At 45.3% G+C, this 22,974-nt stretch carries 20 protein-coding genes; 14 read left to right on the top strand and 6 right to left on the bottom strand.

What is annotated here, in order from left to right:
- Positions 1-451 precede the first annotated feature (451 nt).
- From BIT28_RS29820 to BIT28_RS13955, 4 genes are all read left to right on the top strand, one after another.
- On the top strand, positions 452-646 hold a 195-nt coding region (locus tag BIT28_RS29820; protein ID WP_217696633.1), incomplete at its 5' end, for a hypothetical protein.
- Positions 630-908, top strand: a complete 279-nt coding sequence (locus BIT28_RS13965) for a hypothetical protein (RefSeq protein WP_075764661.1) — start codon at positions 630-632, stop codon at positions 906-908. The genes BIT28_RS29820 and BIT28_RS13965, both read left to right, overlap by 17 nt.
- 1,255 nt (positions 909-2,163) lie before the next feature.
- Entirely contained in the window at positions 2,164-2,742 is a 579-nt protein-coding gene (locus BIT28_RS13960) for a DUF2913 family protein (protein ID WP_245823695.1), read from the top strand.
- Between the two features lie 14 nt (positions 2,743-2,756).
- On the top strand, positions 2,757-3,353 hold a 597-nt coding region (locus BIT28_RS13955), incomplete at its 5' end, for a DUF2913 family protein (protein WP_342743772.1).
- An 81-nt stretch (positions 3,354-3,434) separates the two neighbouring features.
- On the opposite strand, the gene BIT28_RS29570 is transcribed toward BIT28_RS13955, so the two are convergent.
- The gene (locus BIT28_RS29570; protein WP_175577533.1) at positions 3,435-3,572 is read right to left on the bottom strand and encodes a hypothetical protein; all 138 of its coding nucleotides are present in this window, start codon (positions 3,570-3,572) and stop codon (positions 3,435-3,437) included.
- Between the two features lie 394 nt (positions 3,573-3,966).
- Here BIT28_RS29570 and BIT28_RS13950 point away from each other — a divergent pair, with 394 nt between their 5' ends.
- Positions 3,967-4,545 carry a hypothetical protein gene (locus BIT28_RS13950; protein WP_075764657.1) on the top strand — a complete coding sequence of 193 codons (579 nt, stop codon included), beginning with the start codon at positions 3,967-3,969 and terminating at the stop codon, positions 4,543-4,545.
- Between the two features lie 148 nt (positions 4,546-4,693).
- Here the strand turns inward: BIT28_RS13950 and BIT28_RS13945 are convergent, their stop codons facing one another.
- The 3 genes from BIT28_RS13945 to BIT28_RS13935 form a co-directional block, all read right to left on the bottom strand.
- The gene (locus BIT28_RS13945) at positions 4,694-4,993 is read right to left on the bottom strand and encodes a HigA family addiction module antitoxin (RefSeq protein ID WP_075764655.1); all 300 of its coding nucleotides are present in this window, start codon (positions 4,991-4,993) and stop codon (positions 4,694-4,696) included.
- 136 nt (positions 4,994-5,129) lie between these two features.
- Entirely contained in the window at positions 5,130-8,048 is a 2,919-nt protein-coding gene (locus BIT28_RS13940; protein WP_075764653.1) for a Tn3 family transposase, read from the bottom strand.
- Between the two features lie 2 nt (positions 8,049-8,050).
- On the bottom strand, positions 8,051-8,605 hold the full coding sequence (locus BIT28_RS13935; RefSeq protein WP_075764651.1) for a recombinase family protein: 555 nt from the start codon (positions 8,603-8,605) through the stop codon (positions 8,051-8,053).
- 800 nt (positions 8,606-9,405) lie between these two features.
- On the opposite strand from BIT28_RS13935, the gene BIT28_RS13930 reads away from it, so the two are divergent.
- The 8 genes from BIT28_RS13930 (at position 9,406) to BIT28_RS13895 (ending at position 20,212) form a co-directional block, all read left to right on the top strand.
- Positions 9,406-9,666 (top strand): hypothetical protein, encoded by a 261-nt coding sequence (locus tag BIT28_RS13930; protein WP_139310474.1) that lies wholly within the window; start codon positions 9,406-9,408, stop codon positions 9,664-9,666.
- Positions 9,667-10,290: 624 nt separating this feature from the next.
- On the top strand, positions 10,291-11,826 hold the full coding sequence (locus BIT28_RS13925) for a bifunctional GNAT family N-acetyltransferase/carbon-nitrogen hydrolase family protein (protein WP_075764647.1): 1,536 nt from the start codon (positions 10,291-10,293) through the stop codon (positions 11,824-11,826).
- A 93-nt stretch (positions 11,827-11,919) separates the two neighbouring features.
- The gene (nhaA, locus tag BIT28_RS13920; protein ID WP_075764645.1) at positions 11,920-13,272 is read left to right on the top strand and encodes a Na+/H+ antiporter NhaA; all 1,353 of its coding nucleotides are present in this window, start codon (positions 11,920-11,922) and stop codon (positions 13,270-13,272) included.
- A 154-nt stretch (positions 13,273-13,426) separates the two neighbouring features.
- A complete protein-coding gene (gene hflK / locus BIT28_RS13915) occupies positions 13,427-14,500 on the top strand; it encodes an FtsH protease activity modulator HflK (protein ID WP_075764642.1) in 1,074 nt (357 codons plus the stop codon).
- Complete coding sequence (hflC, locus tag BIT28_RS13910) at positions 14,497-15,492, top strand: protease modulator HflC (RefSeq protein WP_075764640.1); 996 nt, start codon at positions 14,497-14,499, stop codon at positions 15,490-15,492. Before hflK ends, hflC begins: the two co-directional genes overlap by 4 nt.
- Positions 15,493-15,536: 44 nt before the next feature.
- The gene (gene nhaA / locus BIT28_RS13905; RefSeq protein ID WP_342743771.1) at positions 15,537-16,847 is read left to right on the top strand and encodes a Na+/H+ antiporter NhaA; all 1,311 of its coding nucleotides are present in this window, start codon (positions 15,537-15,539) and stop codon (positions 16,845-16,847) included.
- Positions 16,848-16,909: 62 nt separating this feature from the next.
- Positions 16,910-19,603, top strand: a complete 2,694-nt coding sequence (gene acnA / locus BIT28_RS13900) for an aconitate hydratase AcnA (RefSeq protein ID WP_075764636.1) — start codon at positions 16,910-16,912, stop codon at positions 19,601-19,603.
- A 321-nt stretch (positions 19,604-19,924) separates the two neighbouring features.
- Positions 19,925-20,212, top strand: a complete 288-nt coding sequence (locus BIT28_RS13895) for a hypothetical protein (RefSeq protein ID WP_075764634.1) — start codon at positions 19,925-19,927, stop codon at positions 20,210-20,212.
- Positions 20,213-20,596: 384 nt separating this feature from the next.
- Here the strand turns inward: BIT28_RS13895 and BIT28_RS30275 are convergent, their stop codons facing one another.
- Both BIT28_RS30275 and arsB read right to left on the bottom strand, forming a co-directional pair.
- A complete protein-coding gene (locus tag BIT28_RS30275) occupies positions 20,597-21,031 on the bottom strand; it encodes a DUF2703 domain-containing protein (protein ID WP_075764704.1) in 435 nt (144 codons plus the stop codon).
- 47 nt (positions 21,032-21,078) lie between these two features.
- Positions 21,079-22,275, bottom strand: a complete 1,197-nt coding sequence (arsB, locus tag BIT28_RS13885) for an ACR3 family arsenite efflux transporter (protein WP_075764632.1) — start codon at positions 22,273-22,275, stop codon at positions 21,079-21,081.
- A 93-nt stretch (positions 22,276-22,368) separates the two neighbouring features.
- Between arsB and BIT28_RS30385 the strand changes: the two genes are divergently transcribed.
- Positions 22,369-22,812, top strand: a complete 444-nt coding sequence (locus BIT28_RS30385; protein ID WP_175577532.1) for a putative iron-sulfur cluster-binding metallochaperone — start codon at positions 22,369-22,371, stop codon at positions 22,810-22,812.
- The last annotated feature ends 162 nt before the right edge of the window (positions 22,813-22,974 follow it).

The following is a 22,974-nucleotide window of genomic DNA, read 5'->3' as shown; positions in this document are numbered from 1 at the left end:
AATCAATAAATGATTTTTTTGAAATTAATGGCATGTTACAGGAATACACAAAGAAATATATAGTTACATTAATTGATGGTTTTAAATTAACAGTTAAAGTCACAGGTAACTCAATGGTTATAGATGATTTTTCCTGAAAATTATAACGGAAAGTTTATGTTTTACTTTTTGCGTTATGTGGCTGATTAAGCTCAGTGTTCTTGAATAAATTAATATAAATTCTGTTATTAAATATAGTTGTAGAGGGTGTATGGATTATAATAACGAAATTAAAAAGCTAAAGGCGATTGGAATTCAGTTTGATGAAGTTAATGTAAGAGAGTGCCTCAGAATAAACGCCAGAAGGAATTCAATTAAAGAATGCATCGAAATTGCAAAGGAACTAGGTTTAGACCTAGGCAAAGATGCGACAAAGTCAAGCGTGGCAATGATTGCAATAAACTATAGTAGNCTAGGCAAAGATGCGACAAAGTCAAGCGTGGCAATGATTGCAATAAACTATAGTAGAATTGCCGGATGCCATAAAGAAGCAATGCTTGATGTTAATAATAGGCAATGTAGCCTGACTATTAATGCGATGAAAGATAACGATATATTTGTTGAGATACTCTATGCGCTTGGAGAGGCTGTTGATAGAACGCGTTAGTGAAAGTCCTATAAAAAGGATTGCTGCATTAATAGAAGCTGTTAAGGCAAATGATCTTTATCTTCATGATGATAATGTGAAAGCTATTATGGTTAGCTTAGTCATTCTAAACGAAATAAATGAAAACCATTTTTCCTTTATTTTGATGGATATGTACGAAAATCAACCCACACTGTTTATTAATGCTCTGAAAAAAACAACTGAGTTTAGATATTATCTTGATATATTAAATGGTGAAATTAAATCATTAGATGTCCATTAAATACTGTTATTAACTCGATTACCACCGAACTTTAGCTAGTTTAAGAAGACGTCAGCGCAGGAAGTGTATAAATCTGTGTCGGTCAACCCTGATTTTTTCAGAGCGCGTTGAAAGGATTTTGTTTTGTATATGTCCATTGTTTGGCTTCTTGTTATTTTTATATAATCGTACCCTGTTGGGGGATATTTTACGATTTATCTAACTAAATGTTCTCGGGCTGGAGCGTTTATAGCCTGAGGCATGCTTAAAAACTTCCCCCAGGATTGCAGTACTGCAATTAGCCAATGTTCGTTTTACGGGGTTCGAGAAATACGAGCCGGGGCGTGTGTTCACCGAATATCGGTGCTCGTCCGGCAAGCGCAGCGCGTCATCAGCAATTTTCGATAAATTCCAGGTTATTTAACATAAATGGCATGTCGCGTACTACTGAACGCTGTCCAATTAAAAAAGCCTATCCAAGCCGTCAAAAGATCCACTTTTCCAGGTCAGGATCATCGATTTTATTTGTAGCTAATTTGTTAACAGGAGCCTGGTTTTTATTTGGGGCGGTTTTTGACACGAAACCGCCAAAAGATCTACTTTTCTCCTGTTCAGGNCCACACTGTTTATTAATGCTCTGAAAAAAACAACTGAGTTTAGATATTATCTTGATATATTAAATGGTGAAATTAAATCATTTGATGTCCATTAAATACTATTATTAACTCGATTACCACCGAAATTTAGCTAGTTTAAGAAGACGTCAGCGCAGGAAGTGTATAAATCTGTGTCGGTCAACCCTGATTTTTTCAGAGCGTGTTGAAAGGATTTTGTTTTGTATATGTCCATTGTTTGGCTTCTTGTTATTTTTATATAATCGTACCCTGTTGGGGGATCTTTCGACGATTTATCTAACTAAATGTTCTCGGGCTGGAGCGTTTACAGCCCGAGGCATGCTTAAAAACTCCCCCCAAGATTGCAGCACTGCAATTAGCCAATGTTCGTTTTCAAGATGAGTGACGGGGGTCGAGAAATACGAGCCGGGGCGTGTGTTCACCGAATACTGGTGCTCGTCCGGCAAGCGCAGCGCGTCATCAGCAATTTTCGATAAATTCCAGGTTATTTAACATAAAGGGCATGTCACGTACTACTGAACGCTGTCCAATTAGAAAAGCCTATCCAAGCCGCCAAAAGATCCACTTTTCCAGGTCAGGATCATCGATTTTATTTGTAGCTAATTTGTTAACAGGAACTTGGTTTTGATTTGGGGCAGTTTTTGACGCGAAAGCGCCAAAAGATCTACTTTTCTCCTGTTCAGGTTGTTTTCCAATCATGTTTGGTTGATTTTGGTGATACCTGCCCTCATATACAGTACATCTTTCCGTTTGTATCGAGAGTGTCGCCTGTTTTGCCGAAAGAACGTTTTGAGCAACTGTTGTCTGAAGTTATCGAGAACAGCCTGTTGCATCTATACACCCACGTCGCAATAAGCGATCGGTTCGTTCCACTCGAAAAGCGCAATGCCCTTCTGTGCAAGTTCCTTAAGCCGAAGATAAAACAACCTTGCTATAAACCCATCAAGGGTGAGATAAAACGTATGGTCCTGGCTGGCCATGGTAAGGGGGCTGATCTGGAGGCAAAGCTCAATGAGCTGAACGTGATGGCAATAGATCACCGTGCCAGGAACAGTGATGATGCCCACCGCTTATATGAGTTGCTGAATTTCCTGTTAAAAGAATATGGATTTGATTCGAGGATGTTTGATGAGTCATCCAAGGCCGAACCCGATGTCATCTATGTTTTGCAAGATCACCTGATCAACTGTAAGCGCCCCATAAACCTCACATTCAAATAAGCTGACGAGCCTTNAGAGTGTCGCCTGTTTTGCCGAAAGAACGTTTTGAGCAACTGTTGTCTGAAGTTATCGAGAACAGCCTGTTGCATCTATACAGCCATGTCGCATTAAGCGATCGGTTCGTTCCACTCGAAAAGCGCAATGCCCTACTTTGCAAGTTCCTTAAGCCGAAGATAAAACAACCTTGCTATAAACCCGTTAAGGGTGAGATAAAACGTATGGTCCTGGCTGGCCATGGTAAGGGGGCTGATCTGGAGGCAAAGCTCAATGAGCTGAACGTGGTGGCCATAGAGCACCGTGCCAGGAACAGTGATGATGCCCACCGCTTATATGAGTTGCTGAATTTCCTGTTAAAGGAACATGGATTTGATTCGAGGATGTTTGATGAGTCGGCCAGGGCTGAGCCCGATGTCATCTATGTTTTGCAAGATCACCTGATCAACTGCTTTGAGGCCAACGGAAAACAGATAGCGCCCGTCTCACTACTGATAGAGTCGGAACGCTCAGAAGCACTTGTTGGCTGTATTAATGAGACAAAACTTTTCCTGGCTGAGCTAGAAGAGATCAACGAGGTAAACTGCCAGAGACATATCCTTTTGCATCCGAGATGAACGCTTTTTCACGGTGTGACGTTTCCACTGGCTAGCTAAGAGCCGCCTTCGGGCGGCACTTGTTCGATCGGATCTCACTTTTCATTGTGATGGCTTATCAATATGCTTGAGTTTTTCAGATGCTCCTCCGAACCAGAATCCGGCTCTGAATATGAAGTGGCCAAGAGTGAGCAAAACACCCAGACTAGCAATCGTGATAGTAACAATCTGTAGGATCATATCTTTCTCCTTTCTGAATGAGTCGTTGTAGACATAATTTGATAGAAGCATACAGGGAGAGATAAAAAACACCGCAAGGAAATGTTTCCAAAAAGATTCTTCCTTTTTCTGTATTCCTAATCAATCACCCTACAAGGCTATGCGGGACAGTTTCGTCCCTGGGGGGTGTTGTAACACTTCACCGAGGCTGATTCCGCAACATTAGTATGTTGCTTCTCTGATGTTGTCGGTCCGAAATACTACAGCGATTTGCATTGGACAGTTCGATTACTGCACTGGGAGTTACTCTGCCAAATAACAATGAAAAGCCCGTATTTTTGCAGATAGCAAAGCGCTACACTTGGTAGTACCTGCTCTAGTGGCGGGTACGGGCGGGATCAAACGAGGATTAGAAATGAACAAGCTTACGTCGAGAACTCACCATGACAACGACAGTCAGTCAGAAAACCCGTTTGTACGGCACCAGGAGCGCCTGGTTGACCTATTAGTATTGACCCGTTGCTCTCTCCAGTACACGGTGGCTGATCTTGCTCTGTACCTGATATTTCCCGATAGCCAGGAGGTTGATTTGAACAAGATGCTTCAGGCCGCATCTGACGGTGACCTCGATATTGCCTGCGCTTTAATGCGATGGAAAAAACACCATCCCGACGATCCACATAGCAAAGCCGTGGGTGAGCTGTTACTTGAGGCGATGTTTCAGGAACCACAGCCGCTCACAAGCATTGATGAGTTGTTCAAGCACTACCGTTCAATGAATATCAAAATCGGGGAAACCAGCATGAAAGCTGTCGCGGAGGTGGAACAACTGCTCTGTAACGGTGCCTGGTTTAAGCGCTTCCCTGAACCAGGCCAGGACCACTCAGGTATTTTTGGTCACTACATTATTGTGGGTGAGCAACCCTATCACAAAAGGTTCGCTGTCTGCCCCAACCACGGCAATGGGAAGTTATCTTTCGGCAATAAGTTTTAAGAGCGGGACACCCCGCCATTTTCGACATTGTTCAGAATCAGCCCAATGAACACTTGTTTCCTCAAATTAACCTTTCATCAGACATAAAAAAACCCGATTGATAGTCGGGTTTTTGTTTTCAATCAAGTGAGCCTTAATTGAAAATCTATCACGCAACTTTGATGGTTGGGAGGGGGGTTACTTTGGTTTCCAATACCATATTTTCCGCCTCCCAAGTATCTAGGTTGGCCTGCATTGTTATCCAGAATGCAACTCCAGTACCTGTCGCTTCAGCTAAGCGCCTTGCCATAGTATGAGAACACTTAGAGTGACCGTTAATGAAAGTGCTTAACGTCTTTCTAGTCACACCTAATAGCTCAGCTGCCTTAGTAACCGAAACCCCTCTCTCGTCAAGAATTTCTTCCTTGAAAAACTCTCCTGGATGAGATGGTTTTCTCATTCGCTTCATGTTTATCTCCGCGGCATTGTGTTAACGCACAATACCTATCAAGAGGTGCGGGACTTAATTTGTTTACCGTGATAGGGGTCACACGACGATTCGGAAAATATTGTACGCTAAGAGCTTAATGCTTTGATTTATAGAGCTATGGGATCTGGTTGGGCCAAATGTAGTCTCCCGTTAAATTGATGTGTTCCCAGCCCAATGGGGAGAGGTGACTAAGCAGTTCATCATTAATTTTTTCTCCACGCCTCCGCAGCGTTTCGATTGCCTGACTTGTGTATTCTGTGTTCCAGAGAATGATTGCAGCGACAACCAAATTGAGCCCACTTGCGCGGTAACGCTGATTCTCGAAGCTTCTGTCTCTCAGTTCTCCTAGTCTGTTGAAGAATACAGCACGGGAAAGTGCATTCTTAGCCTCGCCCTTATTCAATCCGGCTTGGACTCGGCGTCGAAGATCAATATCCATCATCCACTCCAGGGTGAAAAGTGTTCGCTCTATACGTCCCAGTTCCCGGAGTGCCAGCGCAAGTCCATTCTGACGCGGGTAACTGCCGAGTTTTCTCAGCATAAGGGAGGCCGTTACTGCTCCTTTTCCTATCGAAGCTGATAGCCTTAGGATCTCTTCCCAGTGTAGGGAGATATAGTCAAAGTTTGCTTCTCCGCCGATGAGTCCGCCCAGCGTCGGATAGTCCGATTTTTTACCGGCGATATAGAGACGCTTATCTGAGAGATCACGTATTCGTGGTGCAAATTTGAACCCCAGTATTGGCATCAGTGCGAAGACATGGTCTGTGAACCCTGCGGTATCTGTATAGTGTTCTTCAATATCGAGTTCAGATTCATGATTCAGCAGACCATCCAGAACATAGGTGGCATCTCTCGCTGGCGAGTTGATGATACGTGTATGGAAAGGTGCATAGTGATCAGAGATATGTGTATAAAACATGCTTCCCGGCTCCCGCCCATACTTTGCGTTGACGTGACCCTTTGACTCTCCGCGGCCTCCGGCCTTGAATCTTTGACCATCAGAAGAAGATGTCGTGCCGTCGCCCCACCATCGGGAAAATGGATGGTGATGCTGTGCATTTGTCAGCTCTGCCAGGGCTGCACTGTAGGTATCGTCCCTGATATGCCATGCCTGTAGCCAGGAGAGTTTTGAATAGGATGTTCCCGGACATGACGATGCCATTTTGGTAAGGCCCAGGTTGATACCATCAGCAAGCACGGCAGTCATCAGCATTACCCGGTCAGAAGCTGGCTGCCCTCCCTTCAAATGAGTAAAGTGGCGTGAAAAGTCTGTCCACCTGTCTACTTCCAGCAGAAGCTCGGTAATTTTAACCTTTGGCATGAGTGCTGATACCTTTTTAATTAGGTTCTCAGCCTCTTCAGGAACAGAGTTCGTCAACGGTGTAATTCGCATACCACTGGCTGTGACAACGGCCCCAGGAAGACTGTTACCCGCGGCATGAAGTTCTACATGCCTCAGTGCACTGGCCAACTGGTCTTTTTTTTGCTGTAGGAAACGTTCGCAATCAGTTTCGATAGCCACCCCCAACTCCTGACTGCTGCGCTGAGCATGAAATTTCTCCAGAGGCAGAAGATAGTCTTCAAAATCCATGAATTGCCTGGAGTGGCGAACCCAGATATCACCGGATCGAAGCGCATTCTTCAGCTCTGAAAGCACACAGAGTTCATAGTAACGCCTATTCATCCCTTCCTCTGTAAATACCAGAGACGCCCATCGTTTTCGAATAAAATCAGTAGGTGAATCTTCTGGCAGCCTGCGCGCTTTAGTTCGGTTGAGTCGGCGAAGAATGTTGACGGCATCAAGTAATGACTGGCTGACTGTGGCGGCTTTCAGTTCCAGCGTATCGAGAAATGCAGGGGTATAGCGGCGTAACTGGGGATAGGCATCAATGATGAGGGCAAGATGATCAAACTCCGGTTGGCTAAGCTGCTCTGCACTTTTAACACTATCAAGGAAGGTCTGCCAACCGATTGAAGCTTCAATGGCATCAAACGGATTGCTTCCTGATTCTCTAGCTGTCTGGATAAGACGTCCAGCTTGTGAAAGTATTTTTAGCTGCTCATTGATATGTTTTCCAGAGCTCTGAAACTGTTCCGCATGTCTGCGCCTGGCAACATTCTCTTTGCTTGCCATGATACGGTCATGCATGTCTATGAGTTCATCAATCAATGTTGCTCTTGTATCGAGTATCACGGCCGCCAGTGTAGCGTGCCTTCTCAGCGGTTCGAAATCTCTGAGATGCTGCGGTGTCATCTGTCCACCTTCACGAGCTATTTTCCTCAACCTGTTCTGGTGAACCGCCTTTTCGAGGCCATCGGGGAGAGACAGTCCCTGAACATATTCAATCCGTTCGATATGCATTAGGACGTGTTTCGCATTGGGAAAACCATGTGGCTGACGCAACCAGTTGATAAACGTTTGCCCCTGCTGGTTTCTAGGTAGGAGAAGTCGATCCAACTGTTCTTTCTGCCCATCGGACAATTCTGAGGTCAATGCACGATAAACCCTTTTGGTGCCGAGAGTAATCGCTTCTCCACATATCCTCTCCAGAACATCTACTCTGGGAATAACCACTTTCTTCTGACGTAGGTAGTCCAGCAGTGCCCTCATAAGCACCATTCCTGTTTCGGTCTGGACTGAGGTTGCAAGTAGATGTTGTACGCAAAGACGGAAGTGGGACAGGGTAAACGGTGCCAGCCCCAGCCAGTTAATGAGTTCAGAGAGGTGCTCACGGCGGGTCGTCTTCCTGATGGCATACCTTTTCCAGTGGGTGACTGATACTTCAAGTTGCTCGCCGACAAAAGACAGCAGGTGGGCCGGTGGCTCTGAGTCTGGCGGTAAGGGGGTTCCGGGATAACGCAGGTAGCAAAGCTGAATAGCAAACCCCAGCCTGTTGTGTTTCCCCCTTCTTTGGTTGATAAGGGCAAGATCGGCATCACTGAACAGGTAGTGCCTGACGAGGTCGTGATCCTCTTGAGGAAAAGCCGTTAATGCTTCACGTTCTGATGGGGTAAAGAGAGTTTTGCGCGGCAACCTTATTTCCTCAAGTAACTGTAGAGAGTTTCCCGGCTGATACCGTATTCTTTCGCCAGGCTGGATTTAACTTCACCGGCATTTGCCCTTTTTTTGATATCTGTAATCTGAGCCTCATCCAGTGCCCGCTTTCTGCCTCGGTACTTTCCCTGCCTTTTGGCTATCTCTATCCCCTCCCTCTGCCGTTCTTTGAGAAGGGCGCGTTCAAATTCCGCAAACGCCCCCATCACCGAGAGCAGAAGCTGGGACATAGGGGAGTCATTATTGGTGAACGTAAGCTGCTCTTTGCAAAATTGGATATCGATTCCTTTCGATGTCAGGTTTCTCACGAGAGTACGGAGGTCATCGAGATTTCTGGCGAGGCGATCCATGCTATGGACGATAATGATATCGCCTTCTCGCGCAAACCTGAGCATTTCTTCAAGTTGCGGCCTGTCGATACTCTTTCCCGATGCCTTGTCGATAAAAGTTCTGTCTGTGGCAATACCGTCAAGCTGACGGTCTGGGTTCTGGTCAAATGAGCTTACCCGGATATATCCAATTCTCTGTCCTTTCACTGCTTTTCCCCCATTAAATGTCAGGATAGGGTCTTAGATATCCATTGCCTTGTGTCAATATTTATGAATAACAACCCTATTTAGACATCTTTACCGTAACCGGCCTGACGTCAATCTAGGGTATACCTTATTCGGAACGGTTGTTGTGAAGAGATCCCATTAGTAGGTGGTTTGTTGTGTGGTTAGCAGTTGAAGTTTTCGAGAGCTCATTGCTACATGAAGGAACAACAACAAGAAAGGCTAACTCCAGGGAACCCGGTGAGCTGACGTGGATGTGTCAGCGAGATCTTTGCTGGCTCATTTGTGCCCCATTATCAGTTAGTGCTAAAACTCATTCACAGGCTGTTAATGCTGATTTGCGATACATTTTCGGTTCTCTTTTTAATTAGCTTGATACAGTAAAGGGGCTGCCAGTGGAGGTCATTTGTTCATGGTAGCCGTTATAGAACTATTAATGAACATTCGCAGTTTACGAGCTTTTTCACGTAAATCGATGACAATGGAGTAGCAACAAGAAGAAAGATCAGAAGCATATCGTAAAATGCTTTTGTCTGACGGTATTCACACAGAAGAACTTTTAGCTATGACCGAGAAAAGCACCCAAGAAACCTAGCGTATCCCGCCCAGTAAAATATAAGTTCATCGATGAGAATTGAAAAGATAAAACATGATCATAACGTACTGATTAAACCTTAATGGTGTCATTTTTTTAATTTATAGGGTTTATTGCTTAAAAAGAACCTAAAATTATAGCTATATAGCGGATAATGTTACCAAGTATGGTTACATATAGGGGAATAATGAAAAATATAGTTGTTTTTTATATGCTTAGTCATGTAATCAAAAATGAAGAGCAAGAGAGAATTACAGAGCAATTGAAAAAAGCAGGCTTTGAAGGAAATTTGAAAGTTTACGACTTAGGTGGAGGCAGTAAAGGTTCTCGTAATCTTGTCGTCAAAGGGATCTATCAAGGGCAGAGATGTTGTTGTGCTGTGGGCTATGAACATAAAAGGAAGAATTTAATTATTAGGCAAATATGGAGTGAACATGTCGAAGTATAATTCGCTGCACTTTTGTTAATCCATAGAATAATTTACTATCAAAGTGTGGAAAAATGAACAATGCTGAACCTATCTGTGCCCGAGAAGCATCTTGTATATCCCAATTTGCTTGGGGCACTATTGGGATTATGTGAGACTGGGTGAGTATCAGCGACGCGGTTGATGTGCTAATCCAGATTGAATAACAAGTCGTAAACTGAGTAAAGCAGTTTCAAGCAGATTTAATTGAAAATCAAGAGGGTGAATATTGTCTTGCCTCACCTATATCTTGTTCATATAGACTTTCCATAACAAGAAGTATTATGGCGACTGAACATAGCATTTTTCTTGTCAACGTTAGAGATTCAGAACAATTAAATGCCCGTACCCAATTCTTTGATACATAATATATATATTGAGCGATGCGGGATGTTTGATTCAGCCAGTAGGTTAGGGCAAACGCATGAAAATCACAAAGCATTGTCAAATCAAGCTATTACAGTCTAGCTGTAGAACAGGCCTAATTGCGTAACATATTGATTATCTGTAAAACTTCATTCTTCATGCGTTCGCCCAAGCCAGTAGGTATTCGGTAACAATACTTACTGGCTGAATAGTCTCCCGATAAACACTGAGATAGTGAGAATGGATACCAATACTCCCTTGTTAAACCTTCGTACTATTGAACCAGGTGATTATGATGAACTGGCCGCCTTGATGAACTTGGTATTTGAGGATGTCGGGGGGGCGTGGCCGCGAATGACGATTATGGATTTGATCCATCAATTTCCCGACGGCCAGATCTGTATCGAAGATAGTGGCAAAATCGTGGGAGCAGCTCTAACCATCAAGGTTGATTACAATCGCTTTTCACTCAACCATACCTACACCGATATTATCAATGAGCAAAATGTGATTCAGCACCAAGCCAATGGTGATGCTTTATACGGGCTGGATGTGTTTGTACACCCGGATTACCGAGGACTTCGCCTCGGCCGGCGTCTCTATGATGCTCGTAAGGAACTCTGCCGAAACACTAACTTGAAAGCAATATTAGCCGGGGGGCGGATACCTGGCTACCATAAAGTTGCCGACCATCTCTCTGTCCTCGAATATATTGAGAAGGTCAAGAGAAAGGAACTCCATGACCCTATCCTGTCTTTCCAGCAGTCTAATGATTTTGATGTTAAGCGATTGATGAAGCATTACCTGCCAGAAGATACTAAATCTTGCGGTTATGCCACCTTGCTGGAGTGGGATAATGTTTTCTATGATGAAGTTGCTCCGTCAATCCTTGATTCTGAGAAAACGATGGTGCGCCTAGGTATTGTCCAGTGGCAAATGCGGATGATGGTCTCAGTGGACGATTTGATTGACCAGGCTGAGTTCTTTGTATCGTCTCTTTCTGGCTATCAATCTGACTTTGCTCTTTTCCCTGAATTTTTCAATGCACCACTGATGGGACTGTGGCCAGAGCAAAGTTCGGTAGAGGCCATCCGGCTTTTGAGCGGGTTTAGCGAAGAAATTAAGCAACGTTTTTCGCAGTTGGCGGTCACGTACAATATAAATATTATCTCAGGGAGCATGCCTGTAATGAAAGACGGCCGGTTGTATAATATTGCTTACTTGCTACACCGCGATGGTTGCATAGACGAACAGTATAAAATCCATATTACTCCCCATGAACAGCGAGACTGGGTCATTGATGGTGGCGACAAGGTGAAGGTATTTGAGACAGACGCAGGGCGGATCGGCATCCTAATCTGCTACGATGCAGAATTTCCTGAGCTGGGACGAATGCTGTCAGAACAAGGCGTGCAAATCATGTTCGTGCCTTTCTGGACGGACACCAAAAATGGTTACTTGCGAGTCAGGCTATGTGCACAGGCAAGAGCAATCGAAAACGAATGCTACGTTGCGATAGGGGGTAGTGTTGGCAACTTACCAAGGGTTAATAATGTCGACATACAGTATGCGCAGTCAGCCGTATTTTCTCCGTCCGACATTTATTTCCCCCACGATGCAACAATCACCGAGGCTAGCCCAAACACCGAAATGATTATATTTGCCGATGTCGAACTCGACAAACTCAAATACCTCAATACAGAGGGTTCCGTAACTAACCTGCGCCACCGCCGGCTCGATCTCTACGGCGGCTTCACCCTCTCTAAACAAAAATAAGATTTACTGCATTAGCTTTGTCTATCCGCCTTGATAGGTTATTTCACAGATCACTTTAATCATAAGTTGGTGAGCTAGACGGTAGAAGTCAGCATGGAAAATGGTCATCAAAATAAAACAGAAATCCCTCAGCTTCCGCAGGACTTGATTGATAAATTTACCAAGCCGATTAAACGTTTTTTGCATATTCAAGCTTCAGCGAGCCTGGTTCTTCTGTTGTTTACTGTTATCGCACTGGTTTTGTCCCACTCAATGTGGGGGGATGCTTTCCTTGCGGTTTGGGAAACGCCGATGGGTATTAATGTCGGCTCGTTAATATTCGTCCGTTCACTTCGTGAATGGATAAACGATGCTTTAATGACTCTGTTCTTTTTTCTTGTGGCTTTGGAACTCAAGCGGGAGCTTGTTCTGGGGGAGTTGAAACACCCGCGCATTGCTGCATTGTCTATCATAGCCGCTTTCGGCGGTATGCTCGTGCCTGCTGCTCTGTATCTCATGTTGCAGTCGGATCAACCCGGCGAGAATGGCTGGGGTACAGTGATGGCGACTGATACTGCTTTTGTCATCGGTTGTTTAGGGTTATTAGGGACACGTATTCCCCATAGTTTGCGCATATTTATGCTGTCGATGTCGATTGTGGACGATATCGGCGCTGTGCTGGTGGTCGCCATAAGCTATGGCAATAGCCTCCGATGGGAAGTACTTGTCTTAGCTGTTGCTGGTATTGTCATTATTCGCGGAATGGGCCTGCTTGGTATTCGTAACGTTGCTATTTATTCTTTAGCCGGCGGGGGGCTGTGGATTTTGGTGGATGCGTCGGGGATACATGCAACAGTTACTGGTGTCATACTAGGTTTAATGACACCGACGGAAAAGTGGGTAAGTGGCGAACGATTACATGCCATTTTAGCTAACGTTGTCGCGTATCCGCTCGATGAACATTGGGAATCGGATACCTTAGGACGGAAAGCATTGCAAATGGCAGAGGCTGCGGCACATGGAACGCTGTCTCCGGTTGAAAGGCTGGTCATGGTGCTTCATCCATGGGTTGGGTTCGTCATTTTGCCATTATTTGCATTTGCTAATGCCGGAATTCAGGTATCTTCGTCTGACTTTGGTAACCCCGTCACTATAGCAGTTTTTATGGGATTTGCGCTGGGCAAGCCGCTGGGAGTATTTGGATTCAGTTGGCTGGCTGTACGGACGGGAATAGCGATACTTCCGTTAGATCTTAACTGGAAGTTACTGGCTGGAGGTAGCCTTTTGGCTGGTACTGGCTTTACGATGGCACTGTTCATTGCCAATTTGGCTTTCAGTTCCGACCTAATTGATGACGCAAAATTGGGTATATTGTCAGCGTCTGTATTTTCTTCCATGGCGGGTATTTTAATATTGTCCAGATGGTCGCATAAAGGCAAGTACCCAAAAAATTCAAATGAATTGTAATGGTTATACATTGAAACTAATTACGCTTGATGGGAAGTTGATTGGGACTTACTGTGTTCTATCTTTATTTCACCAGCCCGCTTGAAAGATCATCCAAAGCGAACCAATCTTTACTAATAATATCGTTTTTTGCCAAAAACCTAAGGCAACGTTCATGTCATCATCTAATCATAATCCCCCACCTGAAGACCCTTTAGGGCATGGAGAACTCCCTCCGGCCAGCGTGGGCGAGAGTATTAAAAAACGCGCGATAACGATGAAACGGTTTCTTCCCTATAACGATCTGAGAAGCGTTGCTGGGGTAGCATTGTTTGTCATCGCAGCGGTGAGTTTTTGGCAGGCCGTCTATACCGTTCCCAGCGATTCCGTCGCTGTGGTGCAGCGATTTGGCAAGTTTCATTTAGAAATACAGCCGGGTTTACATTTCAAACTACCGTTCGGCATCGATATTGCGACGGTTGTTCCGGTAAAGCGTCAGTTAAAGCAAGAATTTGGCTTCGCTACGCCGGGGGCGAATGATCCATACCAACGTTCTTCTGAGCATGATGGTGAGTTGGAAACGCAGATGGTCACCGGTGATTTAAATGCCGCGTTGGTCGAATGGGTAGTTCAGTATCGTATTTCCGAACCAATTAAATTTTTGTTCGAAGTCCGCTCACCAAGTGCCACTCTTCGCGATGTCTCAGAGTCCGTAATGAGGGAAGTCGTCGGCGATCGTACCGTTGATGAAGTCATTACAATTGGCCGGCAGGAAATTGAATCAGAGGCATTGGTTAAAATGCAGATACTTGCCACCAAATATGCCATGGGGATCAACATTGATCAGGTCCAGCTGAAAAATATTAATCCGCCTAGACCCGTCCAGGAATCGTTTAATGAAGTCAATCAGGCCCAGCAAGAAAAAGAAAAGCTCATTAACGAGGCACGCAGAGATTACAACAAAGTGATCCCGCTGGCGGAAGGGGAGAAAGATCAGCGGATTCGTGAAGCGGATGGTTACCGGTTGAAAAGAATTAATGAAGCAGAAGGTGATGCATCCCGGTTCAATGCCTTGCTGATTCAGTACAGCAAAGCGCCAGAAGTGACACGCCGGCGAATATATATTGAAACCATGCAGGCCATTTTGCCTGCGATTCATTCAAAAATTATTATTGATGAACAAACCCACGGCATCTTACCCTTTCTAGATCTTAAGGCAGAGCCAGGAAAACAAGGCGAGCAGCCATGAAAAAAGCCAGACCAGTGATTGCTCTTATTATTCTCGTTATCATTGCGCTAGCTGTGAAAGGGACGCTTTATACGGTGAGTGAGGTCGAACAAGTCATTATTACCCAGTTTGGTAAACCGGTGGGTGAACCGATAACGGAAGCGGGACTCAATGTAAAAATGCCCTTTATACAAGATGTCAATGCGATCGATAAGCGTGTACTGGAGTGGGATGGTGAACCTTCAGATATGCCGACAAAAGATAAGCTGTATATATCGGTCGACTTGTTTGCGCGCTGGCGGATAACGGATCCCTTACAGTATTTTCTCCGCTTGCGTGATGAGCGCAGTGCTCAGTCTCGGTTGGATGACATTCTGGGCAGTGAAACCCGCAACGCGGTGGCAAAACATGAGTTGATTGAAATTATCCGTACCACCAAAGATCGACAGCCTTTACGTGATGCTCTTCTCATTGAGGCCGTACGCGACTTAACACTGGGGAATTTGGTGCCGATCAAAAAAGGACGTCAGGTGGTCGAGGAGGAAATATTTATCGCCGCGGCAGAGAAAGTACGTGTCTTTGGTATTGAGTTATTGGATATCCGCTTTAAGCGCATTAACTACAATGCAAGTGTAAGACCCAAAATTTATGACCGTATGATCAGTGAGCGACGTCAAATTGCTGAACGATTTTTGTCTGAAGGATATGGGGAGGCAGCCAGAATCCGAGGTAATCGTGTTCGTGATTTAAACAAGATCCAATCCGAAGCCTATCGTCAGGTGGAAGAGATCCGGGGCTTGGCCGATGCCAAGGCCGCAGAGATATATGCTCTGGCATACAACCAAAATCCACAGGCGGTGAGTTTGTATGAATTTACGCGGACAATGCAGGCTTACCGGTCGATCATGGCAGAAAATACCACGTTGGTATTGTCCACCGAGAGTGACTTGTTTAAGTTTCTGAAGGGGGTATATCCACCGGAAGCGATCAAACTGACGTCGGAAAAACAATGAAAAAAGCAGCTTTCCAACCCCATGAACGGGGGCACCCCACGCAGTTGCCCAAAGAGTATATTGACTGGCTAACCCAGCCGATAACACGATTTCTACGCATTGAAGCCGCAGCTGGCTCGGTACTGCTGTTTTTTACCATTTTGGCACTGGTGCTGTCTAATTCCCCCTGGGCGGAGACATTCTTGTCGTTATGGGACACTCCCGTCGGGATAACGGCGGGATCGGTTGAGTTTGAGCGTTCACTCCGGGAGTGGATTAATGATGGATTGATGACATTGTTTTTCTTCTTGGTAGCGCTGGAGATTAAGCGTGAAATCGTACTGGGAGAACTGAAAAAACCGCGGTTAGCAATGTTGTCTATCACGGGCGCTGTGGGTGGTATGTTGATTCCTGCATCACTCTATCTGGCTTTTCAGTTGGGTCAGCCGGGACAGAATGGGTGGGGAATAGTGATGGCAACAGATACCGCATTTGTTATTGCCTGTCTCACCCTGTTTGGTCCTCGTATACCGAAAAGCTTGCGGGTATTTATTCTTTCGCTGGCGATCATTGATGATATAGGTGCCATTGTCGTAGTGGCCGTCGGTTACGGTGAAGACATTCATTTTCGCTATATTGGACTCGCGGTGATCGGATTTGTGGTCGTTAAAATCATGGCGGTCCTTGGTATACGTAATATTGCGGTATACTTGTTAGTTGGCGGTCTCATTTGGCTTGCAGTCGATGCCTCCGGAGTGCACCCAACCGTGACCGGAGTGATATTGGGACTGTTGACCCCAACCGAACGTTGGGTCAGCGAAGCGCGTTTACTGACGATTATGGAATGTGTAGTGCCGTCGACCTCGGTAAGCCAGCAGGGGGTTTTTAGTATCGATCGCAAAGTCTTAAAAACCGCTGAAGCGGCGGCGCGGGAAGGGCTTTCCCCGGTGGAGCGGTTAGAAATGTTACTTCATCCATGGGTAGGCTTTGTGGTGATGCCGTTGTTTGCTTTTGCTAATGCTGGTGTTCCGATTTCTTTTTCTGACATGTCTGGCTCCCTGTACATGGCGGTTTTTGCCGGTCTCGTAGTAGGAAAACCGGTCGGTATTGTCTTATTCAGCGGGTTGGCGGTATGTACCGGCCTGGCAATACGACCGCCCGATCTACGTTGGCCGTATCTATTCGCGGGCGGCATGCTTGCCGGAATAGGTTTCACCATGTCGCTCTTTATTGCCCATTTGGCTTTGAGCCCAGCCCTGGTTAACGCCGCTAAGCTTGGAATCTTATCGGCTTCGCTATTTTCAGCGCTAATGGGAATAGCATTGTTAAGTTGGCTTTTGAAGCGCGATGATTTGCACAATCAAGGTGAGATATAGGTCTCGCTCAGCCAGGATAAAGTAACCGCAGTCTTGAATGCGTGATTGCTGAGGAAATGACGATGATCCCCGATAACGAACATGCATGGCGTCAACGATATCTTCAGTCACTGACTTTAAATGGCAAAGAACATGTCTACTGGTCATTGAAAACGCTGGCGAATGACTATCAAATTAACTTAGAACATTTGCCGTGTGTTACTCGATTGTTTCTTGAAAATGTCATGCGGCACTATGAAGATCATGCTACGACTTCAGCGGTTATCTCAGCACTCTGCTCGGGGAAATACATGGCAGATGATGACATTGAACTATCTTTTTATCCCAGCCGTGTTTTGATGCAGGACTATACTGGAGTTCCGGCATTGGTTGATTTGGCTGCAATGCGGGATGCGGTCTATCAGACTAGCGGTGATCCGCAGCGTATTAACCCTATCTGTTCGGTTGATCTGGTTATTGACCACTCGGTGATTGCCGAACAAACAGGCAAAAAGTCGGCATTAATTGCCAATCGGCAACAGGAAATGCGACGAAATCAGGAGCGATACCAGTTCTTGAAATGGGCGCAAAGTGCCTTTGATAACCTAACGGTTATTCCTCCTGGGCGGGGGATTTGTCACCAGGTTAACTTGGAATATTTGGCACAGGTCGTTCGGGATGAACAAGGTGTGCTGATCCCAGATTCTCTGGTTGGAACTGACAGTCATACCACCATGGTTAACGGATTGGGTGTGCTGGGCTGGGGTGTCGGTGGAATAGAAGCCGAAGCGGCGATGCTCGGTCAGCCTATATGCCTAAATCTTCCCCATATTGTCGGTGTTAAGCTTGAGGGAGCGTTGAAAGCGGGGATCACCGCAACAGACCTCGTGTTAACCATCACTGAACGGTTGAGGACGTATGGCGTTGTCGGTAAGTATGTTGAGTTTTACGGTCCCGGTGTAGCAAATCTGACAGTAGCAGATCGGGCGACCTTATCGAATATGGCACCTGAATACGGTGCTAACTGTGGGCTCTTTCCTGTGGATGAAAAAGTCATTACATATTTGCAGCTAACCAACCGCCCACAGTCACTAATAGAAAGAGTGCGAGCCTACGCGATGGCACAGGGATTGTGGTGTGACGCTGATACCCCCAGTCCTGTTTATGCAGAGAGTGTATACGTTGACTTATCTGCCATTGAAGCCTCAATAGCCGGCCCGAAGCGGCCGCAGGATCGCCTTGCGTTAAGCGAGGTAAAACAAAAAACGCAAGAGCACATTGAATTAATGGGGCAGAAAGCCATCGATGATAAGTGTCGCGATGAATCGCCTCATACCTTAACGAATGGGGATGTTGTCATCGCAGCAATAACATCCTGCACTAATACCTCGAATCCTACGGTAATGTTAACGGCGGGCTTGCTCGCAAAAGCGGCGGTAGAGAAAGGACTTTCGGTTCCTGCCCACGTGAAGACATCGCTGGCACCTGGCTCTCAGGCTGTTGCGCGATACTTGGATGATACTGGGCTACAACTCTATCTTGATCTCTTGGGATTTCAACGCGTCGGTTTTGGCTGTACAACCTGCATCGGTAATTCAGGTCCGCTTAACGGTGATCTTGAGGCTGATATTGAGCAACAACAGCTGAGCGTCTGCGCGGTGCTCTCGGGTAACCGAAATTTCGAGGGACGAATACATCCAGCAGTTCGTTTCAACTGGCTGGCGTCTCCTCCGCTTGTTATTGCTTTTGCGCTGGCTGGGCATACGCGTATTGATTTACAAAAAGAACCCATCGCAAAGAACTATGACGGTGAAAACATCTTTTTACGTGATTTATGGCCAACCAAATCGATGCTCGATAATGCCTTGCGTCAAGTGACAAATAATCAGTTCAGGCTAAGTTACAAGGACATAGAGAAGGGCGATAACTATTGGCAAAACTTAACAATGAAAAATAGTATCTGTTATCCTTGGGATCCGGCGTCAACCTATATTCAGCGTCCGCCATTTTTTGAACGCGAGATCGACCATCAGCCGATCCAATCTGCTCGAATATTGGCCCTTCTCGGTGATTCTATTACCACTGATCATATTTCTCCCGCCGGTCAGATTGCAGAGAAAAGTCCGGCCGGACAGTATTTGATCTCTCATCATGTGTCACCGCGAGATTTTAACAGCTATGGTGCGCGTCGAGGGAATCATGAGGTGATGGTACGCGGCACGTTTGCCAACCGGCGAATCCAGAACAAAATAGTTGCGCCGCAAATTGGAGGTGTCACACGCTATTTTGGTGCGCATGATTCAAATTATCGTGACAGCTCGCCCTCAACTGAGCAGCCGCCAGTGCTCTCGATGTATGAAGCGAGCCAGCATGCGATTGCTGATAACATACCGTTAGTGGTCTTCGCCGGCAAAGAATATGGTACGGGATCCAGCCGTGACTGGGCCGCCAAAGGCTGCCTGTTACTGAATGTAAGGGCGGTGATTGCCGAGTCCTTCGAGCGGATTCATCGAAGTAATCTGGTGGGCATGGGAATTTTGCCACTTCAAATTGTATCGCCAGGCGGGATCGAATCCTTGTTGTTAAAAGGGAACGAAACAGTTTCAATCGCTTTAAACCATAATCTTAGCCCACGCCAAGATGTCAAAATAATGCTTCGAAAAGCAGAGGGTTATGAACAACAAATCTCTGCGGTACTTCGAATTGATAATCAACGAGAACTTGATTATTTTAATGCAGGGGGAGTGCTACGTTATATTGCAAATAGGTTCATTTGACAGAATCGTCAGTTTTACTTGATAGTACTCATTTTATAGCGCATTTATTTTCTCGTTATTGAACGTTACTTTGCGAATCTCAATATTGGTAGTTGTAGAGCCGAACTTGATAATTTGAATCACTTTTTCTTATCTAAAATGTCCAATTTAGAGCATAGATTATAAATTGAAAATATCCCATAGTGAGATAAGACAGTTTGCTCTGCTGGGGAGCCATAAGGAATTTTCCGTAGATTCTGAATTTTCCTATCGAGCCTTGAGCTTTCCCCTGAGCGCCCCAAGTTAATATGTGAGCAGTTGATTTGTGTAAAGGTGATTATTATGGATAAACAGACTAAACCGTCAATTTTTGACGTGATCCTGCTGCAACTTGATGGTGACAAGCTGAAAAACGATATCTTTGATAGCCTTAAAATGGATTTTGTCCCGCGCACCGGCGATGTGATCGAGGTGGACGGGTATTACTTCTTGGTTCAATCGGTTATGTATTCGTACAAATCCAGCGTTTGTGTGACGGCGTATGTTGATTGCCTGGGTGACGCCGATGAGTATGAGCGATGGATTAAGAAGCAACTGACGGATTCAAATCCACGCATTCATTTCGGGTAACTTTCAAAAGCCCCCTTGGGGCTTTATCTTCCCTGCCTGAATTTCCCTTAGAAGCTGTACCAGTATTTCTGGCAAGGAAACCGCCCTCATGGCGAACAGGGCCACAGAACAGGGCCACTGCTTAAGAGCAACTTCTGCCCCTTTGCAAGTTTGCGCAACAGAATGGTGATTATCCTTTACGGAAAGTTGCCTGACTTTTCCTTATGTCAGGCAACAGGTAAGGGATGCACACTTTCTCCCAAAACTGAGCAAAATACCAGATCTATACAGGCAACCTCATAATGCATACATATGCAATATTAAAGGTAGATGCATCAATCACTGGCTAGTGTTTAAAGTGGCTGGTTCTGGTCAGTTCATAGTGCTAACCGATAGTCATTTATTTTAATCGGAGCAGCTCTTCGGTTTGCTATTGCTGCTCTCCCTACCGGAGCCGATCAACTGAGAAGCCGCAACTAGTACTGCCCTAATAACGAGATTCGGAGGAATCACCTCGAATACATCGCTTCCTAGCTCAAGCGTTCGGCATTCTGAATCTCCACAGACGGAGCAGCAGGGACTACTCGCAATGCTAGCGCCAAGCCAGTCCTCTATGGGCTTATCGGCAATCCAAACTCGGTTCGATTGGGAAGGATCAGCTTTAAATGACTCTCGGTCTATTTCTCTGGTTTCGAACTTTATCTCAATGTCTAAGGGCCGGAGAGCCTCCTCAAGCTTGGCGACAGCTTCCTGAAGGCTCTCGTACGTGGTACTACACCTATTACAAGTTCGCCCTTGAGAATCGACCAGTCGTTGCCATATGATCGGCAATTCTTTCATCATGGTTTCTCCTTCAAATGTTGCCGAATGATATGAACTATCTATACCTATGAAGACTTATTCGTAATAAACCATCCTGAAGTACGCTTGCAGATACTAACCAGCATTAACATAACAGGGACTTCAATTAGAACACCAACCACTGTTGCCAGAGCTGCTCCCGATGAAAGTCCGAAAATCATTACTGAGGTAGCAATAGCAACTTCAAAGTGATTTGATGCACCGATCATTGCAGCAGGTGCCGCATCCTCATAACACAAATTAAGGAGTCTGGCTGCCAAGTACCCTAAAGTAAATATAAACACTGTCTGTATAAAAAGCGGAAGAGAGATCCAAAGAATAGTCAGTGGATTATTCAGAATGGTTTCACCCTTAAAGCTAAAAAGTAGCACGAGAGTTAGTAGTAATGAACCAATCGTAATCGGCGTAAGAACGTGCAGAAATTTCTCTTTAAACCATTCCTGACCTTTATGGCTAATGATCCATTTACGGGAAAAATAACCGACAACTAATGGAAGAGCCACATAAATGGCCACGGAAAGCAGTAACGCCTGCCATGGTACCGGAAGTTTACCTATACCCAGTAAAAAGCCGCCCAGAACCCCATATAAAACCAGCATGGTCAGAGAGTTGATCGCGACCATTACTAATGTAAGGCCATCGTTACCTCTTGCCAGATATCCCCAAACCAAAACCATGGCAGTGCAGGGTGCAATACCTAACAGAATACACCCAGCAAAATAACTTCGCCAAAGAGGGATCTGAAGCATTTTTATCCCGTCTTGTAGCACAACCGTTCCGTCACCATATGCTGCGCCAACAGGTAAGTTAAGACCAAAAGGCATTTTTACCAGATCCATAGCTTCATCACCGATAAGGCCTTTTAGTAGGATCCCCAAAAACAACATGGCAATGGCATACATAGTAAAGGGCTTAATGCACCAGTTGATAAAAAGCGTCAGGAATACAGGCTTACCACTTTTTCCGGCTTTAACGACACTAGCAAAATCTATTTTTACCATGATCGGATACATCATGAAAAAAAGGCAGACAGCAATGGGAATAGAAATCACTGGCGCCCCATTAACATAAATGGCCATACCATCCAATGTTTTTGCCAAATCAGGAGCCACCTTACCAAGGACGATACCAATAACAATACATAACCCAACCCACACAGTCAGATATCGTTCAAATAAACTAGTCATTTTTCGGTCGTGCGTCGGTATTTCTATGTTATTCATCTGTTATCCTCATAAGCACTTTATCCGCATGTGTATTTCTGAGTGTAGTTGAGCTAAAAAGCCTGAGTCTTTGTATTAGCCAAGGAGGTGACCATGTCTGATTGCTGCTCAAAGTCTACTTGTACAGATTCTTTTCCAAGGAAACATACTTGCCCTGCAAATGGGGAGGAGTATCGCTCAGTTTCCGCCGCGACCATCAGGCATCACATCAAAGACCCGTGGATGTGGCAATCAAAGAATCAGGGGTACTATTTCTGCTCCGATCCTGATTGTCCGGTAGTCTACTTTGGTCAGGATAATTCAGTAATTGAGTCAGATTCACTCCGTACAAAAGTTGGGATTAAGTCAAAAGCGAGTGATGCTCTGGCTTGCTATTGCTACGGTATAACTAAAGCAGAAGCTAACAATGATCCTTTTACACGTCAGTTTGTGGTAAAGGAAAAAAAGAGCGGAAATTGTGCATGTAAGGCTCGAAACCCATCTGGAAGGTGCTGTTTGGCGGATTTTCCAAGAATAACAACCGCAGATGAACGATAGGCAGTCATTAAGGAAAGTTCTGGGGAGCAGATTGCAAGATTTGCCACTGAATACTTACCGACCAAACTCGCATAAGGCATTTCATGTAACGCAGATTTTAAATGCACAGTTTTGTCCAATTCCGCGCAAATCGACCACCGACGATAACGGTGGTCTTTGACG

Source organism: Photobacterium proteolyticum (genome assembly GCF_001939735.1).
Taxonomy (GTDB): Bacteria; Pseudomonadota; Gammaproteobacteria; order Enterobacterales; family Vibrionaceae; genus Photobacterium; species Photobacterium proteolyticum.
Note: the sequence above shows the minus strand (reverse complement) of the source record. Positions and strands in the feature narration are given on the sequence as shown.

Coding starts and splice junctions, on each gene's coding strand:
- BIT28_RS29570 (WP_175577533.1), bottom strand. CDS start 3,572: ATGATCCTACAGATTGTTACTATCACGATTGCTAGTCTGGGTGTTTTG.
- BIT28_RS13950 (WP_075764657.1), top strand. CDS start 3,967: ATGAACAAGCTTACGTCGAGAACTCACCATGACAACGACAGTCAGTCA.
- BIT28_RS13945 (WP_075764655.1), bottom strand. CDS start 4,993: ATGAAGCGAATGAGAAAACCATCTCATCCAGGAGAGTTTTTCAAGGAA.
- BIT28_RS13930 (WP_139310474.1), top strand. CDS start 9,406: ATGAAAAATATAGTTGTTTTTTATATGCTTAGTCATGTAATCAAAAAT.
- BIT28_RS13925 (WP_075764647.1), top strand. CDS start 10,291: ATGGATACCAATACTCCCTTGTTAAACCTTCGTACTATTGAACCAGGT.
- nhaA (WP_075764645.1), top strand. CDS start 11,920: ATGGAAAATGGTCATCAAAATAAAACAGAAATCCCTCAGCTTCCGCAG.
- hflK (WP_075764642.1), top strand. CDS start 13,427: ATGTCATCATCTAATCATAATCCCCCACCTGAAGACCCTTTAGGGCAT.
- hflC (WP_075764640.1), top strand. CDS start 14,497: ATGAAAAAAGCCAGACCAGTGATTGCTCTTATTATTCTCGTTATCATT.
- acnA (WP_075764636.1), top strand. CDS start 16,910: ATGATCCCCGATAACGAACATGCATGGCGTCAACGATATCTTCAGTCA.
- BIT28_RS13895 (WP_075764634.1), top strand. CDS start 19,925: ATGGATAAACAGACTAAACCGTCAATTTTTGACGTGATCCTGCTGCAA.
- BIT28_RS30275 (WP_075764704.1), bottom strand. CDS start 21,031: ATGAAAGAATTGCCGATCATATGGCAACGACTGGTCGATTCTCAAGGG.
- arsB (WP_075764632.1), bottom strand. CDS start 22,275: ATGAATAACATAGAAATACCGACGCACGACCGAAAAATGACTAGTTTA.
- BIT28_RS30385 (WP_175577532.1), top strand. CDS start 22,369: ATGTCTGATTGCTGCTCAAAGTCTACTTGTACAGATTCTTTTCCAAGG.